The organism is Bacillus sp. FSL W8-0102 (assembly GCF_038007225.1).
Taxonomy (GTDB): Bacteria; Bacillota; Bacilli; order Bacillales; family DSM-4216; genus Bacillus_O; species Bacillus_O smithii.
Map to the genome: position 1 here is coordinate 2,941,309 of NZ_JBBOWT010000001.1, position 22,402 is coordinate 2,963,710.

Annotated in this window: 8 protein-coding genes, 21 tRNA genes, 3 rRNA genes and 2 pseudogenes; 3 read left to right on the forward strand and 31 right to left on the reverse strand. The window is 43.8% G+C overall.

Annotated features, from left to right (window positions below):
- Nucleotides 1-20: 20 nt before the first annotated feature.
- The 25 genes and pseudogenes from N1I87_RS13915 to N1I87_RS14035 form a co-directional block, all read right to left on the reverse strand.
- Nucleotides 21-614: pseudogene (locus N1I87_RS13915) on the reverse strand (sugar phosphate nucleotidyltransferase); the annotation flags it as partial.
- Nucleotides 598-2,493 (reverse strand): annotated as a pseudogene (gene glgB, locus N1I87_RS13920) (1,4-alpha-glucan branching protein GlgB); the annotation flags it as partial. The pseudogenes N1I87_RS13915 and glgB, both read right to left, overlap by 17 nt.
- Before the next feature lie 351 nt (nucleotides 2,494-2,844).
- Nucleotides 2,845-2,916: transfer RNA gene (locus tag N1I87_RS13925), tRNA-Glu, on the reverse strand.
- Nucleotides 2,917-2,929: 13 nt separating this feature from the next.
- Nucleotides 2,930-3,022 (reverse strand) — tRNA-Ser (locus N1I87_RS13930).
- A gap of 11 nt (nucleotides 3,023-3,033) precedes the next feature.
- Nucleotides 3,034-3,108: transfer RNA gene (locus N1I87_RS13935), tRNA-Asn, on the reverse strand.
- Nucleotides 3,109-3,114: 6 nt separating this feature from the next.
- Nucleotides 3,115-3,188, reverse strand: a tRNA-Ile gene (locus tag N1I87_RS13940).
- Nucleotides 3,189-3,201: 13 nt separating this feature from the next.
- Nucleotides 3,202-3,275 (reverse strand) — tRNA-Gly (locus tag N1I87_RS13945).
- A 10-nt stretch (nucleotides 3,276-3,285) separates the two neighbouring features.
- A tRNA-His gene (locus tag N1I87_RS13950) sits at nucleotides 3,286-3,361 on the reverse strand.
- Between the two features lie 33 nt (nucleotides 3,362-3,394).
- A tRNA-Phe gene (locus N1I87_RS13955) sits at nucleotides 3,395-3,470 on the reverse strand.
- A 31-nt stretch (nucleotides 3,471-3,501) separates the two neighbouring features.
- Nucleotides 3,502-3,575 (reverse strand) — tRNA-Met (locus tag N1I87_RS13960).
- A gap of 20 nt (nucleotides 3,576-3,595) precedes the next feature.
- A tRNA-Ser gene (locus N1I87_RS13965) sits at nucleotides 3,596-3,688 on the reverse strand.
- A gap of 9 nt (nucleotides 3,689-3,697) precedes the next feature.
- A tRNA-Ile gene (locus tag N1I87_RS13970) sits at nucleotides 3,698-3,774 on the reverse strand.
- A 6-nt stretch (nucleotides 3,775-3,780) separates the two neighbouring features.
- Nucleotides 3,781-3,854, reverse strand: a tRNA-Met gene (locus N1I87_RS13975).
- Between the two features lie 22 nt (nucleotides 3,855-3,876).
- Nucleotides 3,877-3,952, reverse strand: a tRNA-Ala gene (locus tag N1I87_RS13980).
- 16 nt (nucleotides 3,953-3,968) lie between these two features.
- Nucleotides 3,969-4,042: transfer RNA gene (locus N1I87_RS13985), tRNA-Pro, on the reverse strand.
- 2 nt (nucleotides 4,043-4,044) lie between these two features.
- Nucleotides 4,045-4,121 (reverse strand) — tRNA-Arg (locus N1I87_RS13990).
- Between the two features lie 7 nt (nucleotides 4,122-4,128).
- A tRNA-Leu gene (locus tag N1I87_RS13995) sits at nucleotides 4,129-4,214 on the reverse strand.
- A gap of 7 nt (nucleotides 4,215-4,221) precedes the next feature.
- Nucleotides 4,222-4,296, reverse strand: a tRNA-Gly gene (locus N1I87_RS14000).
- 9 nt (nucleotides 4,297-4,305) lie between these two features.
- Nucleotides 4,306-4,387 (reverse strand) — tRNA-Leu (locus tag N1I87_RS14005).
- Between the two features lie 6 nt (nucleotides 4,388-4,393).
- Nucleotides 4,394-4,466: transfer RNA gene (locus tag N1I87_RS14010), tRNA-Lys, on the reverse strand.
- A gap of 129 nt (nucleotides 4,467-4,595) precedes the next feature.
- Nucleotides 4,596-4,671, reverse strand: a tRNA-Thr gene (locus N1I87_RS14015).
- 10 nt (nucleotides 4,672-4,681) lie between these two features.
- Nucleotides 4,682-4,757, reverse strand: a tRNA-Val gene (locus tag N1I87_RS14020).
- Nucleotides 4,758-4,763: 6 nt separating this feature from the next.
- Nucleotides 4,764-4,879 (reverse strand): 5S ribosomal RNA (rrf, locus tag N1I87_RS14025).
- Nucleotides 4,880-5,039: 160 nt separating this feature from the next.
- Nucleotides 5,040-7,972: ribosomal RNA gene (locus N1I87_RS14030) — 23S ribosomal RNA — on the reverse strand.
- Nucleotides 7,973-8,106: 134 nt separating this feature from the next.
- Nucleotides 8,107-9,661: ribosomal RNA gene (locus tag N1I87_RS14035) — 16S ribosomal RNA — on the reverse strand.
- Together the 16S, 23S and 5S rRNA genes with 20 tRNA genes alongside form the textbook arrangement of a ribosomal RNA operon.
- A gap of 872 nt (nucleotides 9,662-10,533) precedes the next feature.
- Here N1I87_RS14035 and N1I87_RS14040 point away from each other — a divergent pair.
- Nucleotides 10,534-11,220: an MgtC/SapB family protein gene (locus tag N1I87_RS14040; RefSeq protein WP_341103412.1), complete on the forward strand. Its 687-nt coding sequence runs from the start codon at nucleotides 10,534-10,536 to the stop codon at nucleotides 11,218-11,220.
- 298 nt (nucleotides 11,221-11,518) lie between these two features.
- Here the strand turns inward: N1I87_RS14040 and N1I87_RS14045 are convergent, their stop codons facing one another.
- A complete protein-coding gene (locus tag N1I87_RS14045; protein ID WP_048622401.1) occupies nucleotides 11,519-12,562 on the reverse strand; it encodes an IS30 family transposase in 1,044 nt (347 codons plus the stop codon).
- Between the two features lie 188 nt (nucleotides 12,563-12,750).
- Here N1I87_RS14045 and N1I87_RS14050 point away from each other — a divergent pair.
- Nucleotides 12,751-12,823, forward strand: a tRNA-Ala gene (locus N1I87_RS14050).
- 426 nt (nucleotides 12,824-13,249) lie between these two features.
- On the opposite strand, the gene N1I87_RS14055 is transcribed toward N1I87_RS14050, so the two are convergent.
- The gene (locus N1I87_RS14055; RefSeq protein ID WP_169799149.1) at nucleotides 13,250-13,417 is read right to left on the reverse strand and encodes a hypothetical protein; all 168 of its coding nucleotides are present in this window, start codon (nucleotides 13,415-13,417) and stop codon (nucleotides 13,250-13,252) included.
- Between the two features lie 239 nt (nucleotides 13,418-13,656).
- On the opposite strand from N1I87_RS14055, the gene N1I87_RS14060 reads away from it, so the two are divergent.
- On the forward strand, nucleotides 13,657-14,643 hold the full coding sequence (locus tag N1I87_RS14060; protein WP_341030091.1) for a potassium channel family protein: 987 nt from the start codon (nucleotides 13,657-13,659) through the stop codon (nucleotides 14,641-14,643).
- On the opposite strand, the gene N1I87_RS14065 is transcribed toward N1I87_RS14060, so the two are convergent.
- The 4 genes from N1I87_RS14065 to N1I87_RS14080 all read right to left on the reverse strand — a co-directional run bounded on the left by N1I87_RS14065 (nucleotide 14,640) and on the right by N1I87_RS14080 (nucleotide 22,243).
- Nucleotides 14,640-15,044, reverse strand: coding sequence for a YugN-like family protein (locus tag N1I87_RS14065; protein ID WP_327797021.1), 405 nt, complete (start codon nucleotides 15,042-15,044; stop codon nucleotides 14,640-14,642). The genes N1I87_RS14060 and N1I87_RS14065 overlap by 4 nt on opposite strands.
- 561 nt (nucleotides 15,045-15,605) lie before the next feature.
- A complete protein-coding gene (locus N1I87_RS14070; RefSeq protein ID WP_270584421.1) occupies nucleotides 15,606-16,796 on the reverse strand; it encodes an MFS transporter in 1,191 nt (396 codons plus the stop codon).
- Between the two features lie 306 nt (nucleotides 16,797-17,102).
- A complete protein-coding gene (locus N1I87_RS14075) occupies nucleotides 17,103-19,202 on the reverse strand; it encodes a glycosyltransferase family 39 protein (protein WP_445285697.1) in 2,100 nt (699 codons plus the stop codon).
- 1,691 nt (nucleotides 19,203-20,893) lie between these two features.
- Nucleotides 20,894-22,243 (reverse strand): glucose-6-phosphate isomerase, encoded by a 1,350-nt coding sequence (locus tag N1I87_RS14080; RefSeq protein WP_003354294.1) that lies wholly within the window; start codon nucleotides 22,241-22,243, stop codon nucleotides 20,894-20,896.
- Nucleotides 22,244-22,402 lie beyond the last annotated feature (159 nt).

Here is a 22,402-nt window from a genome sequence, read left to right on the forward strand (position 1 = left end):
ATTAAAATTGCTCAACTACAGTTAAAAATATAAATTCCCATAGATGCCAAATTGCTTTTTGGAATCTTAGGTTTTTCTTCGAATTCGGTTATTTCCATTTTTTCATTTGTGTTCATAATTCCAAACCGGCTTGCTTCTTTCAATGGCACTTCGATTACGGAAATCGTCGCCTCTGCACCCTTTTCAATATGAAACTCGAGCATTTTGCAGTAATCCATTTTATAAATATGGTCTCCTGACAAAATCAATACATATTCCGGATCATATTGCCGCAAATAATTAAGATTTTGATAAACGGCACTAGCTGTTCCCGAATACCATTTCATCGTCGATGATTCGCTGTACGGGGGCAAAACCGTCACTCCTCCGTTTTTGCGGTCAAGATCCCAGGCGCTTCCGATGCCGATATAAGAGTTTAAGACTAACGGCTGATATTGGGTAAGCACCCCCACCGTATTAATTCCCGAGTTCGAGCAATTGCTCAAAGTAAAATCAATGATCCGATACTTTCCGCCGAACGGAACGGCCGGTTTTGCCAGTTGTTTGGTCAATGCGGACAGTCTGGTCCCCTGGCCTCCCGCTAGCACTAGAGCAACACATTTTTCTTTTGCCATCGATTGATTCCTTCCTTTCAAGCGTTTCCGGTTTTAAATAAAGAACTGCAAAAGGTGGTATGATTAATTCTATGTACGCGGATTTGCCATGATACATCCCTTTTTTCGCCGATAATGGCCTATGATTCACCCTTCCTGAGCCGCCAAACTCGTCACTATCGCTGTTCAAAATCTCTTTATAGGTTCCCAAAAAGGGCACTCCTACCTTATATTTCTCGTACGCAAACTCTCTGAAATTGCAAATCACGATAAGTGGATTCCCATCTTTGTCTTTCCGTATAAATGAAAAGATGCTTTGGCTGTAATTATGAACATCAATCCATTCAAATCCTTCAGAGGAATGATCTAGTTGAAAAAGAGGAGTCTCTTTTTTATATAAGGAGAGCAGTGTTTTCGAGAAATGTTGGAATTTCGCATGAAGCTCATATTGACTCAAATGCCAATCTAACTGTTCCCGATCTTTCCATTCGGAAAATGGGGCCAGCTCAGTGCCCATAAACAACAGTTTTTTCCCGGGATGAGCCGCCATATACCCTATTAACAGGCGAAGCTGGGCAAACTTTTGCCAATAGTCTCCGGGCATTTTATCCAACAACGATTTCTTGCCGTGCACAACTTCATCATGAGAGAAAGGCAAAATGAAATTTTCAGAAAAAGCGTAAATCAAAGAAAAACTAATAAGAGAGTGATAATGAGAGCGTTCCTCAAATCCTAGTTCCATGTAGGTAAGAACATCATTCATCCAACCCATATTCCATTTATAATTAAATCCAAGACCCCCGCAATAAACAGGAGAAGTAACAAGAGGAAAGTCCGTAGAATCTTCTGCGATCATCAGCGTATTTTCATCATAATGAAAGACCGCTTCATTCAGCTTTTTCAAAAATTCAACACCAAAAGAATTCAACTGATTTTCATGGCGGTTTGGCCAATAGAGAAGGTTTGCAACGGCATCGATCCTAAAACCATCTATATGATAAACATCTAGCCAAAATAACGCATTGGAAATTAAAAAACTGTGAACTTCCTTTTTAGCTAAGTCGAAATTAGCTGTTCCCCATACATAATTTTCCCTATCCTATTCATGTTCGTATTCATATAAAAAACTCCCGTCAAATTTTGACAGACCATGAGCGTCCTTGCAAAAATGACCTGGGACCCAATCTAAAATAACCCCTAATCCGTGTTGATGGCAGCAATCTACAAAATACATAAAATCATGCGGGGTTCCGTATCGGCTTGTCACGGCGTAGTAGCCCGTTGTTTGATATCCCCAAGATAGATCAAATGGATGCTCGGTTATCGGCATTATTTCAATATGAGTAAATCCTTGTTCTTTTACATACGGAATTAAAGTTTCCGCTAATTCCTTGTAAGAATAAAAATCACCGTTTTCTTTCTTTCGCCACGTTCCAAGGTGAACCTCATATATGAACATGGGCTCGTCATATAATCTCTTTTTTTCTTTTTCCAACAGCCATGATTCATCATGCCACTTATAGTCGTTCAACGAATAAATAATCCCTGCGGTTCTCGGACGCTTTTCCGTATAAAAAGCATATGGATCGGTTTTCAAAAAACGTTCTCCGTCCCGGGTCGTTATTTCATATTTATATAGCTCTCCTTCCAAATTTCCGTTCACTGACAGGAACCATATACCATCCGGACCGGTACGCTCCAAACGGTATCCCTCACCATTCCATCCATTAAAAGTACCCATCAGCCTTACTTCCACTGCATTTGGGGCCCAAATACAAAATTCTGTCGTTTCCTTACCATGGCGTTTTCGGATGTGTGCACCAAAAAGACCGTAACAATGAAAATGTTTTCCTTCATGAAATAAATAATGATCCATATCCGTAGGGGCAGATGCAGACATAAAAGTATCCCCTCCTCCAATTAGTGTCATGATTAAATTCTGCTGTTAGAGAGAGAACTCCTTTTATAACTTTTCACTGTTTTCTGACAAAATCCAAACCATTTCACCACGGGAAAATGTTGTCCAGCATGTCCGGGGTTCAAATGATACAGGCGTCAAAGAGGGAAAGACTTCATTTTAACAGTAATCTTATAGTCTTTATATCTTCCATATGGGAGTATATGCTTAACAGATATATGGAGGTTCAAACTCATATGAACATAAAAAAACCGCAGTGGCTTTAACACTGCGGCTAAAAACGAACAGGAGATAAGACAAAAAAATCGGCAGCATGCTGCCGATTTTTCAGAGTGACCCGTACGGGATTCGAACCCGTGTTACCGCCGTGAAAGGGCGGTGTCTTAACCACTTGACCAACGGGCCATATTCATATAAATGGTGGAGAAGGCGGGATTCGAACCCGCGCGCCGCATATTTGCGACCTAACGGTTTAGCAAACCGTCCTCTTCAGCCACTTGAGTACTTCTCCTTATACAAAAATGGCTCCGCAGGTAGGATTCGAACCTACGACCGATCGGTTAACAGCCGATTGCTCTACCACTGAGCTACTGCGGAACAAAATGGGCCTGAATGGACTTGAACCATCGACCTCACGCTTATCAGGCGTGCGCTCTAACCAGCTGAGCTACAGGCCCATGCTGAATGAATTGGAGCGGGTGATGGGAATCGAACCCACGACATCAGCTTGGAAGGCTGAGGTTTTACCACTAAACTACACCCGCAAACACTGTATGGGGCGACTAGTGGGAATCGAACCCACGAATGTCGGAGCCACAATCCGATGCGTTAACCACTTCGCCATAGCCGCCATAGACATTACATGAGAATCAATGGACAAAAATGGTGGCTCGGGACGGAATCGAACCGCCGACACAAGGATTTTCAGTCCTTTGCTCTACCGACTGAGCTACCGAGCCAAAATATTTAAATTCTAAGAAGGAAAAGCAATTGCGGGGGCAGGATTTGAACCTGCGACCTTCGGGTTATGAGCCCGACGAGCTACCGGACTGCTCCACCCCGCGACGATAATCATCATTCAGAATGGCGGAGGAGGAGGGATTCGAACCCCCGCGCGGTGTAACCCGCCTGTCGGTTTTCAAGACCGATCCCTTCAGCCAGACTTGGGTACTCCTCCACGAATGAATGGTGGACCTTGTAGGACTCGAACCTACGACCGGACGGTTATGAGCCGTCTGCTCTAACCAGCTGAGCTAAAGGTCCTTTAAATGGCGGTGGAGGGGATCGAACCCCCGACCTCACGGGTATGAACCGTACGCTCTAGCCAGCTGAGCTACACCGCCATATGTCATATAAACTTGTAATTGGTGGAGCCTAGCGGGATCGAACCGCTGACCTCCTGCGTGCAAAGCAGGCGCTCTCCCAGCTGAGCTAAGGCCCCATTTCTTTTATTTCAATCGGGAAGACAGGATTCGAACCTGCGACCCCATGGTCCCAAACCATGTGCTCTACCAAGCTGAGCTACTTCCCGTATGGCGCGCCCAAGAGGAGTCGAACCCCTAACCTTCTGATCCGTAGTCAGACGCTCTATCCAATTGAGCTATGGGCGCAAACGAGTGCCGAGGGCCGGACTCGAACCGGCACGGTGGTCACCCACCGCAGGATTTTAAGTCCTGTGCGTCTGCCAATTCCGCCACCCCGGCATGATAATGGAGCGGAAGACGGGACTCGAACCCGCGACCCCCACCTTGGCAAGGTGGTGTTCTACCACTGAACTACTTCCGCATTTACATGTGCGGGTGAAGGGACTCGAACCCCCACGCCTTGCGGCGCCAGACCCTGATTCTGGTGCGTCTGCCAATTCCGCCACACCCGCATAAAGTGAGCCATGGAGGATTCGAACCTCCGACCCTCTGATTAAAAGTCAGATGCTCTACCGACTGAGCTAATGGCTCATAACAAAATCAAATTGCTTACTACTGTATTTAGGATCTGGATCATCTGATGGGAGTGGTAAACCCGACACGTTTCTCAAAGATAATATGTTTATTATTCCTCGATTAATCTAGCGATCCAAATGAAAATGGTGCCGGCTGTAGGACTTGAACCCACAACCTACTGATTACAAGTCAGTTGCTCTACCAATTGAGCTAAGCCGGCTTATTATGTATGGTGGAGGTTGACGGGATCGAACCGCCGACCCCTTGCTTGTAAGGCAAGTGCTCTCCCAGCTGAGCTAAACCTCCATCATCGCCTGGCAGCGTCCTACTCTCGCAAGGGGAATCCCCTCACTACCATCGGCGCTGAAGAGCTTAACTTCCGTGTTCGGTATGGGAACGGGTGTGACCTCTTCGCTATCGCCACCAGACTAGTTATTCTAGTTTGTCGTAAGACAAATATTATTATAACAAATTATTTTTAATTTTCAAGAATAAATTTTTCTTCTTTAACGATTCTTTATAAAACCTTTGTATGTACTCCTTTACAACTAGATAGAAGAAGCAGTTTCACCGATTTCGCGCTTTCTTTTGGTTAAGTCCTCGATCGATTAGTATCCGTCAGCTCCACGTGTCACCACGCTTCCACCTCGGACCTATCTACCTGATCATCTTTCAGGGATCTTACTTTCCGAAGAAATGGGAAATCTCATCTTGAGGGGGGCTTCATGCTTAGATGCTTTCAGCACTTATCCCTTCCGCACATAGCTACCCAGCGATGCCTCTGGCGAGACAACTGGTACACCAGCGGTGCGTCCATCCCGGTCCTCTCGTACTAAGGACAGCTCCTCTCAAATTTCCTGCGCCCGCGACGGATAGGGACCGAACTGTCTCACGACGTTCTGAACCCAGCTCGCGTACCGCTTTAATGGGCGAACAGCCCAACCCTTGGGACCGACTACAGCCCCAGGATGCGATGAGCCGACATCGAGGTGCCAAACCTCCCCGTCGATGTGGACTCTTGGGGGAGATAAGCCTGTTATCCCCGGGGTAGCTTTTATCCGTTGAGCGATGGCCCTTCCATACGGAACCACCGGATCACTAAGCCCGACTTTCGTCCCTGCTCGACTTGTAGGTCTCGCAGTCAAGCTCCCTTCTGCCTTTGCACTCTGCGAATGATTTCCAACCATTCTGAGGGAACCTTTGGGCGCCTCCGTTACCTTTTAGGAGGCGACCGCCCCAGTCAAACTGCCCACCTGACACTGTCTCCCACCCCGATCAGGGGTGCGGGTTAGAATTTCAGTACAGCCAGGGTAGTATCCCACCGGCGCCTCCACACAAGCTGGCGCTCATGTCTCTCAGGCTCCTACCTATCCTGTACAAGCTGTACCAAAATTCAATATCAGGCTGCAGTAAAGCTCCACGGGGTCTTTCCGTCCTGTCGCGGGTAACCTGCATCTTCACAGGTACTATAATTTCACCGAGTCTCTCGTTGAGACAGTGCCCAGATCGTTACGCCTTTCGTGCGGGTCAGAACTTACCTGACAAGGAATTTCGCTACCTTAGGACCGTTATAGTTACGGCCGCCGTTTACTGGGGCTTCGGTTCGCACCTTCAAGCAAAGCTTTAAGCGCTCCCCTTAACCTTCCAGCACCGGGCAGGCGTCAGCCCCTATACTTCGCCTTACGGCTTCGCAGAGACCTGTGTTTTTGCTAAACAGTCGCCTGGGCCTATTCACTGCGGCTTCTCGGGGCTATGCACCCCAAAAAGCACCCCTTCTCCCGAAGTTACGGGGTCATTTTGCCGAGTTCCTTAACGAGAGTTCTCTCGCACACCTTAGGATTCTCTCCTCGCCTACCTGTGTCGGTTTGCGGTACGGGCACCTTTTTCCTCGCTAGAGGCTTTTCTTGGCAGTGTGGAATCAGGAACTTCGGTACTATAATTCCCTCGCCGTCACAGCTTGAGGTTAGTGGCAACGGGATTTGCCTCGCTGCCCCTCTCACTGCTTGGACGCACATCCAACAGTGCGCTTACCCTATCCTCCTGCGTCCCCCCATCGCTCAAACGGAAAAGAGGTGGTACAGGAATATCAACCTGTTGTCCATCGCCTACGCCTGTCGGCCTCGGCTTAGGTCCCGACTAACCCTGAGAGGACGAGCCTTCCTCAGGAAACCTTAGGCATTCGGTGGAAGGGATTCTCACCCTTCTTTCGCTACTCATACCGGCATTCTCACTTCTAAGCGCTCCACCGGTCCTTCCGGTCCGGCTTCTCTGCCCTTAGAACGCTCTCCTACCGCGGACACCCGAAGGTGTCCACCCGCAGCTTCGGTGATACGTTTAGCCCCGGTACATTTTCGGCGCAGAATCACTCGACCAGTGAGCTATTACGCACTCTTTGAATGGTGGCTGCTTCTAAGCCAACATCCTGGTTGTCTAAGCAATTCCACATCCTTTTCCACTTAACGTATACTTTGGGACCTTAGCTGGCGGTCTGGGCTGTTTCCCTTTTGACCACGGATCTTATCACTCGCAGTCTGACTCCCAAGGATAAGTCACTGGCATTCGGAGTTTGTCTGAATTCGGTAACCCGATGAGGGCCCCTAGTCCAAACAGTGCTCTACCTCCAAGACTCTTCCCTTGAGGCTAGCCCTAAAGCTATTTCGGAGAGAACCAGCTATCTCCAAGTTCGATTGGAATTTCACCCCTACCCACACCTCATCCCCGCACTTTTCAACGTGCGTGGGTTCGGGCCTCCAGTAAGTGTTACCTCACCTTCACCCTGGACATGGGTAGATCACCTGGTTTCGGGTCTGCGACCCCATACTCATGCGCCCTGTTCAGACTCGCTTTCGCTGCGGCTCCGTCTTTCCGACTTAACCTCGCATGAGATCGCAACTCGCCGGTTCATTCTACAAAAGGCACGCCATCACCCATAAACGGGCTCTGACTACTTGTAGGCACACGGTTTCAGGTTCTCTTTCACTCCCCTCCCGGGGTGCTTTTCACCTTTCCCTCACGGTACTGGTTCACTATCGGTCACTAGGGAGTATTTAGCCTTGGGAGATGGTCCTCCCAGCTTCCGACGGGATTCCTCGTGTCCCGCCGTACTCAGGATCCACCAGGGAGGGAACGAAGTTTCGACTACAGGGTTGTTACCTTCTCTGACGGGCCTTTCCAGACCTCTTCGTCTACCTCGTTCCTTTGTAACTCCACAATTGGTGTCCTACAACCCCAGAAGGCAAGCCTTCTGGTTTGGGCTGTTCCCGTTTCGCTCGCCGCTACTCAGGGAATCGCTGTTGCTTTCTCTTCCTCCGGGTACTTAGATGTTTCAGTTCCCCGGGTTGCCTTCCTTACCCTATGGATTCAGGCAAGGATGCTGCCCCATTACGGGCAGCGGGTTTCCCCATTCGGAAATCTCCGGATCAACGCTTACGTACAGCTCCCCGGAGCTTTTCGGAGTTAGTCCCGTCCTTCATCGGCTCCTAGTGCCAAGGCATCCACCGTGCGCCCTTTCTAACTTAACCATGTTGGTTTTATCCTAGATGGCGATACTCGGTTTATGCTGCTTCTTTCTTCTATCTAGTTTTCAAGGAACAACTTGGAAGGATGAAATCCTTCAAAACTGAACAAAACAAAAGCGTACAATTGATATCCTTAGAAAGGAGGTGATCCAGCCGCACCTTCCGATACGGCTACCTTGTTACGACTTCACCCCAATCATCTGCCCCACCTTCGGCGGCTGGCTCCCGTAAGGGTTACCTCACCGACTTCGGGTGTTGCAAACTCTCGTGGTGTGACGGGCGGTGTGTACAAGGCCCGGGAACGTATTCACCGCGGCATGCTGATCCGCGATTACTAGCGATTCCGGCTTCATGCAGGCGAGTTGCAGCCTGCAATCCGAACTGAGAATGGTTTTTTGGGATTAGCTCCACCTCGCGGTTTCGCGACCCTTTGTACCATCCATTGTAGCACGTGTGTAGCCCAGGTCATAAGGGGCATGATGATTTGACGTCATCCCCACCTTCCTCCGGTTTGTCACCGGCAGTCACCTTAGAGTGCCCAACTGAATGCTGGCAACTAAGGTCAAGGGTTGCGCTCGTTGCGGGACTTAACCCAACATCTCACGACACGAGCTGACGACAACCATGCACCACCTGTCACTCCGTCCCCCGAAGGGGAACCCTCTATCTCTAGAGGTAGCGAAGGATGTCAAGACCTGGTAAGGTTCTTCGCGTTGCTTCGAATTAAACCACATGCTCCACCGCTTGTGCGGGCCCCCGTCAATTCCTTTGAGTTTCAGCCTTGCGGCCGTACTCCCCAGGCGGAGTGCTTAATGCGTTAGCTGCAGCACTAAAGGGTGGAAGCCCTCTAACACTTAGCACTCATCGTTTACGGCGTGGACTACCAGGGTATCTAATCCTGTTCGCTCCCCACGCTTTCGCGCCTCAGCGTCAGTTACAGACCAGAGAGCCGCCTTCGCCACTGGTGTTCCTCCACATCTCTACGCATTTCACCGCTACACGTGGAATTCCGCTCTCCTCTTCTGCACTCAAGTCTCCCAGTTTCCAATGACCCTCCACGGTTGAGCCGTGGGCTTTCACATCAGACTTAAGAGACCGCCTGCGCGCGCTTTACGCCCAATAATTCCGGACAACGCTTGCCACCTACGTATTACCGCGGCTGCTGGCACGTAGTTAGCCGTGGCTTTCTGGTCAGGTACCGTCAAGGTACCGCCCTGTTCGAACGGTACTTGTTCTTCCCTGACAACAGAGCTTTACGATCCGAAGACCTTCTTCGCTCACGCGGCGTTGCTCCGTCAGACTTTCGTCCATTGCGGAAGATTCCCTACTGCTGCCTCCCGTAGGAGTCTGGGCCGTGTCTCAGTCCCAGTGTGGCCGATCACCCTCTCAGGTCGGCTACGCATCGTCGCCTTGGTGAGCCGTTACCTCACCAACTAGCTAATGCGCCGCGGGCCCATCTGCAAGCGGCAGCTTGCGCCGCCTTTCAACCTTCCTTCATGCGAAGGAAGATATTATCCGGTATTAGCCCCGGTTTCCCGGAGTTATCCCCGTCTTGCAGGCAGGTTGCCCACGTGTTACTCACCCGTCCGCCGCTGACTTTCAAAAAGCAAGCTTCTTGAAAGTCCGCTCGACTTGCATGTATTAGGCACGCCGCCAGCGTTCGTCCTGAGCCAGGATCAAACTCTCCAAAAAGAAATTTGATTAGGCTTGTTTCTATTGAAACATTGGTTTACGCTTCGTTTTGTTCAGTTTTCAAGGATCCATCAAAAGCGATTTTTCTATTATATCACAAACTTGAATCAACATCAAGTTTTCTCATCCGTATCTAACGGACGATTAATAATATATCACGAAAAAAGTCCCTTGGCAACCACTTTTTTAAAAAAATTTTTCTTCATTGTTCTAAAGTCAAAAAAGAACATTCCCCTACAATATTGCATTACTTTTTGGCGTCAAATAATAGGTTAGGCGAATAAATGATGCATTTTAACTTTTAAAATATCCCATATTGCTTTAAAAACAGATAGGTCTTTTTCATTTTATCGTAAAAATGTTTTTATTCACTCAGTCCATTTGGTACATAATCTCCTTTTAACTAGACAAAAAATTATCTACATAGGAACAACCATCGTAAAATAGCCGTTCAAAACGAAATGTGTACTCATAATATGATGAATCTCCAAATACGAAAGAACATCTATCAACTGTCTCTACTTTAGGAGGACTGGAAGGCTGTATTGAATAGGAATTTGTGATTTGTAAAATTCCATGTCATAAACGTCAGATTGTAAACATAACTTATCAGAATAATAGTGTTCAAATTAGCCTTTTCCCCTTCTAGGTTATGACGGAAACGGAAAATGAAGCTTTTGAGCAAAAACAGGAAACAATCCTTCCTTCATTTCTAAATCAAAATGCTTGACGCCGATAAGAGGTTCATTTTATTTTATAAAGATACTTACTTAATTTCATAATAAATTAAAATTGCTTAAAGAATCCAAAAAAGAATTGAAAATACCAATGATCCAAATTTTCGATAAGGAGGGATGAGGAGAATGGATTGGATGGACTTTCATATATTAGCGAAACTTGTCATTTCAGCAGTATTAGGACTAATCATTGGTTTGGAACGGGAATTAAAAAGAAAACCGGTCGGATTGAAAACTAGTTTGGTTATATCGATCGTCAGCTGCTTGTTGACGATCGTTTCAAGTGAGTCTGCTTATGTATTTCCCGCAAATCATGATGTGAATATCACGATGGATCCTCTCCGTCTTGCAGCCCAAATTGTTTCAGGGATTGGTTTTTTAGGAGCGGGTGTCATTTTGCGCAGAGGCAATGACAGTATATCAGGTTTGACAACTGCTGCGATTATCTGGGGTGCCGCCGGGATTGGAATTGCAGTCGGAGCCGGATTTTACGTTGAAGCGATTGCTGGCGTTGTTTTACTGATCATCAGCGTAGAAATAATTCCCCTTATTTTTCTTGTGATTGGGCCTAAAAAATTGCGTGAAAAAGAAGTATTGCTCAAAATGACCATTAAAAATAAAGAACAGATTCAAGAAGTGATTGATATTATTCAAAAAGATAAAATAACAATCGACAATATTCATATTAAAGACCTGAAAGACGGAAATACTCATCTCCTAGAACTAAATGTGTCCGTAGATTTCCGGAGAAGGACTACTCATCTGTACTACTCTGTTTCTGAAATTCCCGGAGTGGAAAACGTGGAAATCGAAAGTCTTTAGTTTTTTTAGACGCTTATATTGTTGTGTAGCAAAGACCTCTTCGCCATCAATGCAGCAATGGAAAGAATAAAAAAATATCTTAAATTGCAATATTAAATGCAACAAGTATTGAAAGACCAGATAACCCATGATTAAGTAGAATCGGGACACTCTGCGCGACTTGACGTGGAGTGGTGGGCATGGTAGCCTGGTTGGCCCAGCCAGTACCGTATACCTGGCTTCATGGCTGGTAGCCATGCCCGCAGAGGCTCTTTGTCAAGTTGCTAAAAACCAACCCTTTGGGTTAGCTGGCTTAAGGTTAAGAAGCTAAGCCAGCTAACTCTATTTGGAAACACTCCTCAGGTGTACGATAATTGAGGATCTTCCTTGGAAGATGGTTACACCAATTTTCAACATAGGTAATGGTTTCGTCTGCCACAGAGGAAATGGGTCTCCCCTTTGGTATGAAGCGCCTAATAAGGCCATTATGACGCTCGTTGGTTCCTCGTTCACAGGATGTGTAAGGGTGTGTAAAATAAACCTCTGTTAGATCTTTTTCAACACTAAGGCCGAGGTCAGCAAATTCAGAACCGTTATCAGCCGTAATGGTTTTAAACACTTTAGAGAACCGATTACCATAAGACACTTTCAACTGAGATATGACTTCTGAAACGGATAGACTATCCTTGGCTGTCACTCTCAAAATTATTTCTTTACGGGTTTTGCGCTCAGTAAGAGTCAATAAGGCCTGATCTTTAGTCTTCTTGCCTATAACCGTATCAATTTCCCAGTGACCAAACTCTTGGCGTTCATTGACTTCAATTGGTCGCTCATCGATACTGCGTCCTAAGATCTTCTTATTCTTCCGGTTACGTTTTTTCTTGGTGTTCAGGGTAATTTTCATAGGTAGGTCAATGTTTTTAACGCCTATAAGTCCTAGATCAATATAGTTATAAAGGGTCTTGGTGCAAACCATTTTGTCTTTGAATTTCCCATCACGTTTGGCTCTCCCACATACCGCATCAGGAGACCATTTCTTATCAAGGATCTGAGTTTCGGCATACTTAATAAACTCGATGGCATCGTCTAGTTTTAGCTTGCGGCCACAGGCTTTCCTGTTTCTCTCATAGAGAAGTTGACCTGTGTCTGGAAAATAGACATGAACAATTTTCCCGTTGCTTTTTCTTTGTGGCACTGTACCTCTTCTTAACTCACGGGAGATGGTGCTTTTGTGACAACCAACATAATCTGCAATCTCCTGTTGAGTCTTACCAGCAGCGTGTAAGGCCGCAATTTTCCCACGGTCATAAGCCGTTAAGTGTTTGAAATGCCGAGCTCCTATGGTAGAATTAGTAATTGCCATAGATAAATCCTCCGTATCGATATTGTTTTAGTCGACTTAATCATACGTGGTTTATCTATGGTTTTTCATTTTTTATGCTTGTTGCATTTGATTATACAACTAGCCAATAAAAAAATATAAAAAACCTCTTGTCTTTTTAAAACAAAATAATTATAATGTAATTGTTCGTTTAAGAGTCACAAAAAAACGGGGCATTAGCTCAGCTGGGAGAGCGTCGTGCTGGCAGCGCGAAGGTCAGGGGTTCGAGCCCCCTATGCTCCATCATAAAAACGTGAATTCAGTGCGGTTAGACCATATGGCAACCGCACTGTTTTTTTATTCATTTTGTTATTTGCTTATTGGAGTTTTATACGATTGTTCAACCAACACTCTTTGAATGCTGTTCGTATAAAGACAACGAAGACCTAAAAAAATTCAATTTACCTCAATATCGATTCTACTTAAGGTCCCTTGTTCTCCATATATACTGGATAAATGAATGAAAAAAGGCCTTTCCTAAAAAAGGAAGGTTTTTTATTTAAATCAAATAACGAGTTGTCCTCTATCATCATAAAAGTTTCCACACTATGATGGGACTGAGTCGTTATTGTTCGTGTAAGGATCATTTTCAAACAATAAATGTGTTGAAAAAGGCACGCTGCCTCAACGCTGCGCAAAGGAAATCTCCATTCACTATTTCTTTTATGACTATGATCTTTTTGTTTGTCGTTCCGCCCATTTATTTCGTTCACCGTCATCAGACAGTGCTTCTGCAAACGGGTGGCTGTCTCGTTCTTGAGAAGGCATTTTCGAAGATCGAAGCTCTGCCGAATTCAAATTATTGTTTGGAGCCGCTTCTTCATTCCATTTTCCCATCTACCGCCCCTCCTTTCTCATCTTTTTGGTTTAGATGAAAAACTCTCATAAGACAATAAATCAAGAATTTGTGTTCAATAAAAAGCAATCTTATCCATATGGAGAAGTTTCGTTTATAGTTTTAGTTTATCGAAGTTCCAAAAAAACATGCTCCGACTTGAGAGTCTTTGTTCTCTAGTTATGCAATGCCGACAAAACGGACATACTGATAGACAGAAAATAAAGGAGCTGGATGCGGAATGGCTTTTTACCGGATTTTTCTGCGCTGGCCGCTTGTCGGCCGTGTATTAGCCATCTCTGTAGCCATTATTGTAGCAGCCGGAGTCATTATTCACTTCTTGGAACCGGTCACTTTTCCTACTATATTTGAAGGAATCTGGTGGGCTGTGATCACCGCCTCCACGGTTGGCTACGGAGATTACGTTCCCGCAACATTAGAAGGGCGGCTAATCGGATTGATTCTAATTTTTGCCGGCGCCGGATTTTTAACGACTTATTTCGCCTCATTAGCAGCAACCGCGGTCACTCGTCAAAATGCCTATATAGATGGCAAAGAAACATTTAAGGAAGACCGCCATATCGTCATTATCGGCTGGAATGAACGATCGCGTGCGTTTATTCATCATTGGTCTCTCTTAAAAAATTCCAAGTCCATCTTGTTGATCGATGAGTCTTTGCACCAAAATCCATTTTCAGATGGCAGAGTGCACTTTATTAAAGGAGTTCCTTATCAAGACGACACCTTGCAAAAAGGAAATGTAAAGCAAGCCGATCTCGTTTTGATTACAGCAGATCAGGATAAAAACGAACGTCAAGCGGATATGGCCACCATCTTAACGATTATCGCTGTAAAAGGAATGAATCCAAACGTCTATTGTTTAGCAGAAATTTTAACGGCAGAACAAGTAGAAAATGCTAAAAGAGCCGGTGCAGATGAATTGATTCATACGAATCAGCTTGCAAGTTTCGCTATGTTGAACAGCTTGCTTTGCCACGGAATGTCTGACGCCGTAATGGATCTATTTGATCATGTGAATGGCAGTCATTTCAAAACGATCGTAATGGAAGACGAGTGGGATGGGTTGACCTTTCGACAGTTAAGCAATGTGCTCATCCAAAAACGAATGCTTCTGCTCGGAGTGAAGCGGGAAGAAGACGTAATCATCAACCCCCCACCTGAATTAACAATGAAAAAAAGTTTTCAGCTGATCATTATATCCGATTAGTCTATCAACAAAGACTCGATGTCACGCACAAGCTGTCTTCCAAACTGGATATACTCTTCCGGAAATTCAGCATCTTTCTCTTGCGGTTCCGAAAATTGATTAAAAGAGGCGGCCAAATTTCCGGAGGAAGCATAATCGTCCAAGCCGCGCTGATATACATGATTCATTAAAAATGGCCTCCCTAGTTTCACAGTTACACCTGCTGAATCCAATTGGCCGTCTACAGCCGTAAATGGGATGCGTAAAAATTGATAACCTTCATCATCGCTGATTTTATAATCGAATGATCCATGATCATAATCCCAATTCCCGCCAATTTGAAACCCTTTTGGTTTTAATGATTGTTCCAGATTATATAAAGAATAATGCCGCCCCTCTATTTTCGAAGGTATTTGAATCATTGCAATTCCCTCCCTTTCTTTTTAGTATTTACAGCTTATCTTAAAGAATCCGTCATTTTGTTTTTAACGCTATGCTTCTCCCTTATGTATGGCTTTGTTTGTTTTTAAGCTTGCAGTGTTTCATGTTTTTGGAATAAAATAAGCGGCTTTATGATCTTTATTCTTACACAGTCTTGGAGTTTTGATCTCGATGGAAAGTTTGTGAGTGGTCCATTTTCGCACAACATGCCACTTATAACTTGAAGCATCTTTAGTTTTCAATTTAGGAGATCAAGAAAGAGGAGAATCAATCATAGCTGCAGGGAAAACCAAGCAGCATGAAGAACGAGATATCATTCATCACTTGGATTGCCCTGAAGCTGGTCAAAGTAAAAGAAGGTCTAAGTTCAGACTTTTGAACTTGGGGAAGAGACAAGGTTTTCAGCTGCTGTAAAAGTATTACCCATAATCGACAAATCAGCAGTTCCATGACTTTGGAAGAAGCTGATGATGAATATGCTTTTTGGAGACTGCACAAACAAAAAACGAATGTTTGCGACATCTCCATCTTTTGGTATGAAACTAGCTGTTTTTCATTTTGGTAACAGGAACTTCCAGACTTTTGTTTCGCAATATCAATACCATGTTTACCAACAGAAACGCCATAGTGACATAAAATATAATCTTTATGTTATAAGCCGCAGCAATCGAACTTCCTAACAAAGGCCCCAGCAAATTTCCAAGAAACCGTGCGGAAGAATTGATTCCAAACGCCGTTCCTTGGAGATTGGCGGGGGCTAATTTCTTGACCAAAACGTTTAACGAAGGGATCATTCCTCCGGTAAACAGTCCTAGAAAAAAGCGTCCAATAAGCAAAAGAGTGATATTTTTGGCTAACACTTGGGGCAAGAAAGCCAAGGCAGACATCGTGAGGGATATGATTAAAATTTTTCGCTGCCCAATTTTATCTCCTATTCTCCCTAAAATAGGGGAGCCAATCAGATTGGCGATGCCAGTAACTGCACTGACGAGTCCGACTATAAAGGCCAAATGTCTTCCGTGATATAGTGTTTTTGTGTATAGTGTGATGATGGGCTGAATGCTCATCATGGCCAATTGTGTAATTGTGGCCGCAATAAAGACAGGGAGAAGCGGTTTTAACGATTTCCAATTCTTTTTTTGTTTTGATGTCTTTTCTTTCTTGACCGTTGCTGTCTCTTTTATAAAGATCATGACCACCAGCCCGGCTAATAAAATAAGGCTTCCTGTGAGAAAAAATACTCCTTCAAATCCAACCAGCTCAGACAATATTCCGCCAATCAACGGGCCGATCAGCGTACCGACAATTTGACCCGTTTGCAACGTTCCGAGCGCCTTTCCCGAGTCTTTGTCCGGCGTCACAGAAGCCTGCAATGAAATGGACATCGAAATAAAACCGGAAAATAAACCATTGATTAGTCGCAGACCAAGCAATTGCCAAGGACTTGTCACAATCCCCATTAAAATGGTCACAATCCCCATCCCGACGGAAGAACGTAGCAGCATCACTTTCCGTCCATATTTATCGGCCAAAGAACCCCATAATGGTTGAAATAAAAAAGAAGTGATAAATTGAGCTGAGAAAATCCATCCTGTCCAATGTTCCACATTTTGAATATGATGAACTCCCAGTTTCTCAATATATAACGGTAAAAACGGTATGATAAGACTCATTCCGGCGGCTTGTAAAAAATTAGCCGGCCATAAAACCCATAAAGTACGTTTCCAGTACATGAATATCACCTACCCGTTCAGAATAATAAACTACTTGTTTTTAAGAATCCACTAAACAGGTAGTCTCCTATTTACTTTATCTAAAAAAGTATAGATTTTTAGTAGATGAGTTTCCTTCTATCATGCTATGCAAAGACAAAATAAAACATTTCATTGCAAGGGTTTGCTATTCGTTATTCATTTCATACCCAATATAAAGTATTTTGAAACTCGGCAGCCTGGAATGTTGTAATTGTTTTGCATGACAAGCTATTATCCATTTTTTCCTTATGATAAAGTTAGGGGAGAGACTCACTCCCTCCTCTTTTATCCTTTATACACGTAAAGTTTCATATTTTGATCTCGGCGAAAATGTTGATTGTTGTCAGAGTTCTTTGCCGATTCCCACTCACTGCTTGGAACTTCTTTGCAATTCTTTTCAATCCACTCGTTGATTTTCTGATCGCGTCCCATTCCCATGCCGGAAGAAATCAGGAAGTATTTCACTTCACCCGCTTTTGCCATCTTTTCAAGTTTCTGAGGCGTCAAAACTGGATCACTTCCTGAAAATCCCCCCATCGCCATCACAGCATAATTGGTTTTCAACATGAATGGAGCGGCGGTTGTCGCCCTATCAACAGCTAACATAAATTTTTCCCCATGATAGTGTTTTTCTAAATAATTCAGGAGTTTTGTATTCACTTCTTCTTCCATCATTCCGCCTCTTTGTCTAAAATCTGTTTGGCCACTCGGCCTTCCGACACTTTGTCCGCTATGGAACATCCCGGCTGGTGCTCCACCCGGTTGTGCAGAGTTCCTTTTTTCATCCATCATCGGACCAAATGATTGACTCGTAGGTCCTGCAACTGGAATTGTGCTGTTTCCCCCATGTAAAACGGTCGTAAGTCCCCAATAAAACGGAAGGATCAGCACGGCAAGCATTCCCGCAACAGACAGGAAGTAAGCAGCTTTTTCTCGATTTTGCATGATCGTCAAGAACACGAATAAAATAACTCCAACTATCGCAGTAAAAGCCATCCATGTTTCCGATACAGCTTCTCTATTTTGGAATAAGATCAATGTTTCAAAGAAAGCGGTAGCTAGAATAGCCGCAGGCAAAAGCCAACTTGGCCATCCTTGCTTCTCCTTGTAGAAATCCCATAAGTTTATCCAGCCCATTCCGACTAACCCCGCAATGGCAGGACCCATCATACTTAAATAATACTGATGGAAAAATCCCGCGATGCTGAAAAAGATCATCATCGGTATAAGCCATGCCAGCCAAAATATCGCAAATTTATGCTGCATCGTAAATTCTCTCATTTTCCGATACGATACAATTAATCCAATAACCGAAAAGAGAACGAATGGCAACAGCCAACTAATTTGACCGGCTAATTCTTTCGAGAAGAGTCGGGTTACGCCGGGATTTCCGGTTCCAAACATTCCCCTTCCCATTCCTCCATTCCCCATCAAGTGTTTACCGCCATCTTGGCCAAAGGAGGAAGGAAATTCCCCATTTCCCAGTGTTCTATTCCCATAGGGCATTCCTTGCGAAGAACTCCCGTTTCCGTTTTCAAACTGCTTTTGATTTTGCTCCATGTTCGGCATTCCTTTGAAAGCTCTGCCATTTCCATGGTCCATTCCTGTTAAACGTGAGATCCCATTATAGCCTAAAGCCAGTTCAAGTACAGAGTTTGTCTGGCTGCTTCCGATGTAAGGGCGCTTATCTTTCGGCACCATGTCCACAATCGTCGCCCATGAAAGGGATACGACAAGGAGCACAACGGTTGCCGCAATCAACTGTACCATTCGTTTCGTCCATTTTGATTTCGCCGCGATAAAATAAAAAAGATAAAACGCCGGTAATACCATATAAGCTTGCAGCATTTTAATGTTAAATCCAATTCCGACGAGAAAAAAACTCAATAATAACCAGCGAATTTTTTGTTTTTCCACTGCTTTCATTAAAGACCATGTGGCCACTAAGAGCGTCATAATGAGAATACTGTCTACATTATTTGTACGTACAACGGCTACAAAGATGGGTGTGCAGGCCAATACTAAGCTGGACAGTAAAGCTGCTTTTCGTCCAAATTGAGGTTTGATAATGACATACATGAGCCATACGGATATTACCCCTGCAAGTGCTTCCGGCAACAGAACACTAAAGTCGCTTAATCCAAAGAGATACGCACTAAGCGCTTGGATCCACAACGCAACGGGAGGCTTATCCACGGTAATAAATCCCGCAGGATCGAAGGATGCATAGAAAAACGTATGGAAGCTTGTCAACATACTTTTAACAGCCACCGTATAATATGTATCGGATCCGGCATCCTTTAACCGATAAAAATTAAGAAAAATCGAGAGAAGGAGAATTCCTAACAATAAAAAATCGATTCTTCCTTTTAATTTCATTCTCATAATTATTATTCGCTCCTTTTTTAAAGTAGAGAATCCCGCTCTCAAATAATAAAATTCTTACAATGAATACATTTTCGGAGAATCTTTATAAAGCCCGCTTATGCCCCAGTTCGACCCTTATTTGAAACCGTGTTGATCATATAAAATTTTCCTTAATTTTTTCTTAACGAATGTTTGATGAAACGAAGGAGGAGAAAATAAAAAAAGCTTTTATTGTTTGTGAAGAAACAAGAAATTGGAGGAAAAATCAAAAAAGCAATAAGCGGAATTTTCATTTTCGAATTTCTTGACAAAAGTTTGATAAGGTATATCCCGATAGAAAGCGACAATAAAAAAGCTCCTTGACTTAGGTTTATCCTAAGAAGGAGCTACATTAGCAAACTGACACTGAAATGTGACCACCGTTTTTTATGATAGAAAGCACTTCGTTTTAGATATAAAAGAAAATGATTGCGTCAGAAAGACATATACTTTTCCAATCAAAAGGCCAACTAAAATTCCTGCCCCTACAAGCGTCAATACTTTTAAATCCAATTTTGCTGCTAAGATTCTCTTCTACCACTCCCGCGATTAATCCCGCTGTATAGTCAGCAGAAGGAAAACCAGGTTGTTAAAGGTCCGGTCCAGCCACCGAAGAAAAAACCGACAATATCGCCAATGGCAGACATGAAACTCTCTCTCCATTTCAAAGAAAATAAAAAAGCCCTATTTTCGACTTCTCCATGCGTTCGTGTCAATTCCTTAAACTCTCCCGCGTTCGTTCCTCACTCAGTCCGATTTACAGTTGACACTTCTCTATATAAAAGACCCTTATTTTATATCTCATTTAAGCTTAGAAATTGATTGTTCATTCTCCGGTATTGCTGATTAATACTTTTTCTGGTTGAATAAAAGTAATAATCTACCGAATGAATTTTAAGATACCCTAAAATATTCCATCTTCTTAATATTAAAATTTTTTAAAAAATAAAGGGGAGAGAAAAAAATAATATGAAGACTAAAAAGCAAAATATATTGGATCTAGTTATGTATTCTGTATTTTTAATTTTCTTTATTTATTGGTTTATAAAGGATGATCTGCCATCCACTTATTTATGGATATTAATTATTGTGTATGCTTCAATAATTGCTTATAAACTAAAAACAATTTTCACCTCAAAAAAATAAACTAAAGATGTGTAGCTCACAAAGCAGATTCCTTACCTTCTTTTACAAATTGTTCAATGCGCTTTTTTAACAGATATTCCGAAAGAAGTCTCCCACTTCAAGCGTGAGAAGGGCGTAGCCCAACGATAAGTGGGGGATGAATTTTGGTTGGCGATAGCCAACTAATAGGATAGAATATAGCTAGAACGGACACCTTCGGAACGAAGGGAAGCGTAAAGGGTTCTTGTGTGTGGCTTACCGTTCAGCGAACACGCACAAGTCGCTTGAAGCCCCCGCCTCTAAGCGAAGCGTAGGTGGTGGGTAGTTCACTGGCCCATTTGCGATCATTCTTGTTTCAACTTATTCACCAACTTGAACAACAAACAAATCCGGCACGATTTGGGGCACGAAAGCACCCCCATCACGGCGGATACGTAAAACACGAAAAATAAAAAAAGAATCGAAAAAAAGATTTTCGGAGTACATGTCAAACTATTTTTGTACTCCGAAAATCTGCTCTTTTCTCGATTCTTCGAAAAACGTCGTTATTTCAATCGTTTTTCAAGTTCCGCTTTCTTCTCTTCATAGCCTGGTTTGCCGAGAAGGGCAAACATGTTGACTTTATAAGCTTCCACACCCGGTTGGTCAAACGGATTGACTCCGAGCAAGTAGCCGCTCATGGCACAGGCTTTTTCAAAGAAGTACACTAAATATCCGAACGTATACTCATCCATTTTTGGAATGCGAACGATTAAATTCGGAACACCGCCGTCTGTGTGAGCGAGCATCGTGCCTTCAAACGCTTTATTGTTCACAAAATCAACCGTTTTGCCGGCAAGATAGTTCAAGCCGTCAAGATCGTTTTCTTCCGCTTCGATGGTCACTTCATGGCGCGGATTTTCGACTTTAATGACCGTTTCAAAAAGATCACGGCGTCCTTCTTGAATATATTGCCCTAATGAATGAAGATCAGTGGAAAAGTTTGCAGAAGAAGGATAAATGCCTTTTTGGTCTTTTCCTTCGCTTTCTCCGAATAATTGTTTCCACCATTCCGCAAAGTATTGCAGTCCCGGTTCATAATTGATGAGCAATTCGGTCGTTTTTCCTTTATTGTATAAAATATTTCTCACTGCTGCATATTGGTAAGCCAAATTGTTTTCCAACTCGGAATGGCCGAAATCTTCACGAGCTTGAGCAGCACCTTTCATCATCGCTTCAATATCCGCTCCGCTTACCGCAATCGGCAAAAGTCCTACTGCCGTCAATACAGAATAGCGGCCGCCGACATCGTCCGGAATCACAAAGGTCTCGTACCCTTCTTCATCGGCCACTGTTTTCAACGCGCCTTTTGCTTTATCGGTAGTAGCATAAATTCTTTTGCGCGCTTCTTCTTTTCCGTATTTTTCCTCCAACAACTTACGGAAAATTCGGAAGGCAATGGCAGGCTCAGTCGTCGTTCCCGATTTAGAAATCACATTAATGGAGAAATCCTTGCCTTCGAGAAAATCCATGACATCCTTCATATAAGTGGAGCTAATATTGTTGCCGGTAAAAATAATTTGCGGCGTTTTTCTTTTTTCGCTTGGAAGAGCGTTATAAAAACTGTGATTGAGCATTTCAATGGCAGCTCTTGCGCCTAAATAAGAACCGCCGATTCCAATCACAAGCAGCACATCGGAATCTTGTTGTATCTTTGCCGCCGCTTTTTGGATGCGAGCAAATTCTTCTTTGTCATAGTCAACAGGCAGGTCGATCCATCCAGTAAAATCACTGCCTTGTCCCGTTTTCTCATGAAGAGCATGGTGAAATACTTTTACAGCGTCTTGCAAATAGCGAATTTCATGTTCTCCAAAAAAAGTTAAGGCTTTTGAGTAATCGAATTGAATATGTGTCATATTGCAGCCTCCGTAGGAAATATTTTCAACTTAACTTTATCGAATGAAAAAAAAATAATCAAGCTGTAGCCTTAAGAAGGAAACGATTACAAATTTGACATTATTTCAAACTCCTATAATCAGTTATTATATGGTTCAAAATCCATTTTTTTAATGAAA

Excerpts from the sequence above, each read along its gene's own strand:
- N1I87_RS14080 (WP_003354294.1), bottom strand. The coding sequence starts at position 22,243 with ATGACACATATTCAATTCGATTACTCAAAAGCCTTAACTTTTTTTGGA.
- N1I87_RS14040 (WP_341103412.1), top strand. The coding sequence starts at position 10,534 with ATGGACTTTCATATATTAGCGAAACTTGTCATTTCAGCAGTATTAGGA.
- N1I87_RS14045 (WP_048622401.1), bottom strand. The coding sequence starts at position 12,562 with ATGGCAATTACTAATTCTACCATAGGAGCTCGGCATTTCAAACACTTA.
- N1I87_RS14060 (WP_341030091.1), top strand. The coding sequence starts at position 13,657 with ATGGCTTTTTACCGGATTTTTCTGCGCTGGCCGCTTGTCGGCCGTGTA.
- N1I87_RS14070 (WP_270584421.1), bottom strand. The coding sequence starts at position 16,796 with ATGTACTGGAAACGTACTTTATGGGTTTTATGGCCGGCTAATTTTTTA.
- N1I87_RS14075 (WP_445285697.1), bottom strand. The coding sequence starts at position 19,202 with ATGAGAATGAAATTAAAAGGAAGAATCGATTTTTTATTGTTAGGAATT.
- N1I87_RS14055 (WP_169799149.1), bottom strand. The coding sequence starts at position 13,417 with ATGGGAAAATGGAATGAAGAAGCGGCTCCAAACAATAATTTGAATTCG.
- N1I87_RS14065 (WP_327797021.1), bottom strand. The coding sequence starts at position 15,044 with ATGATTCAAATACCTTCGAAAATAGAGGGGCGGCATTATTCTTTATAT.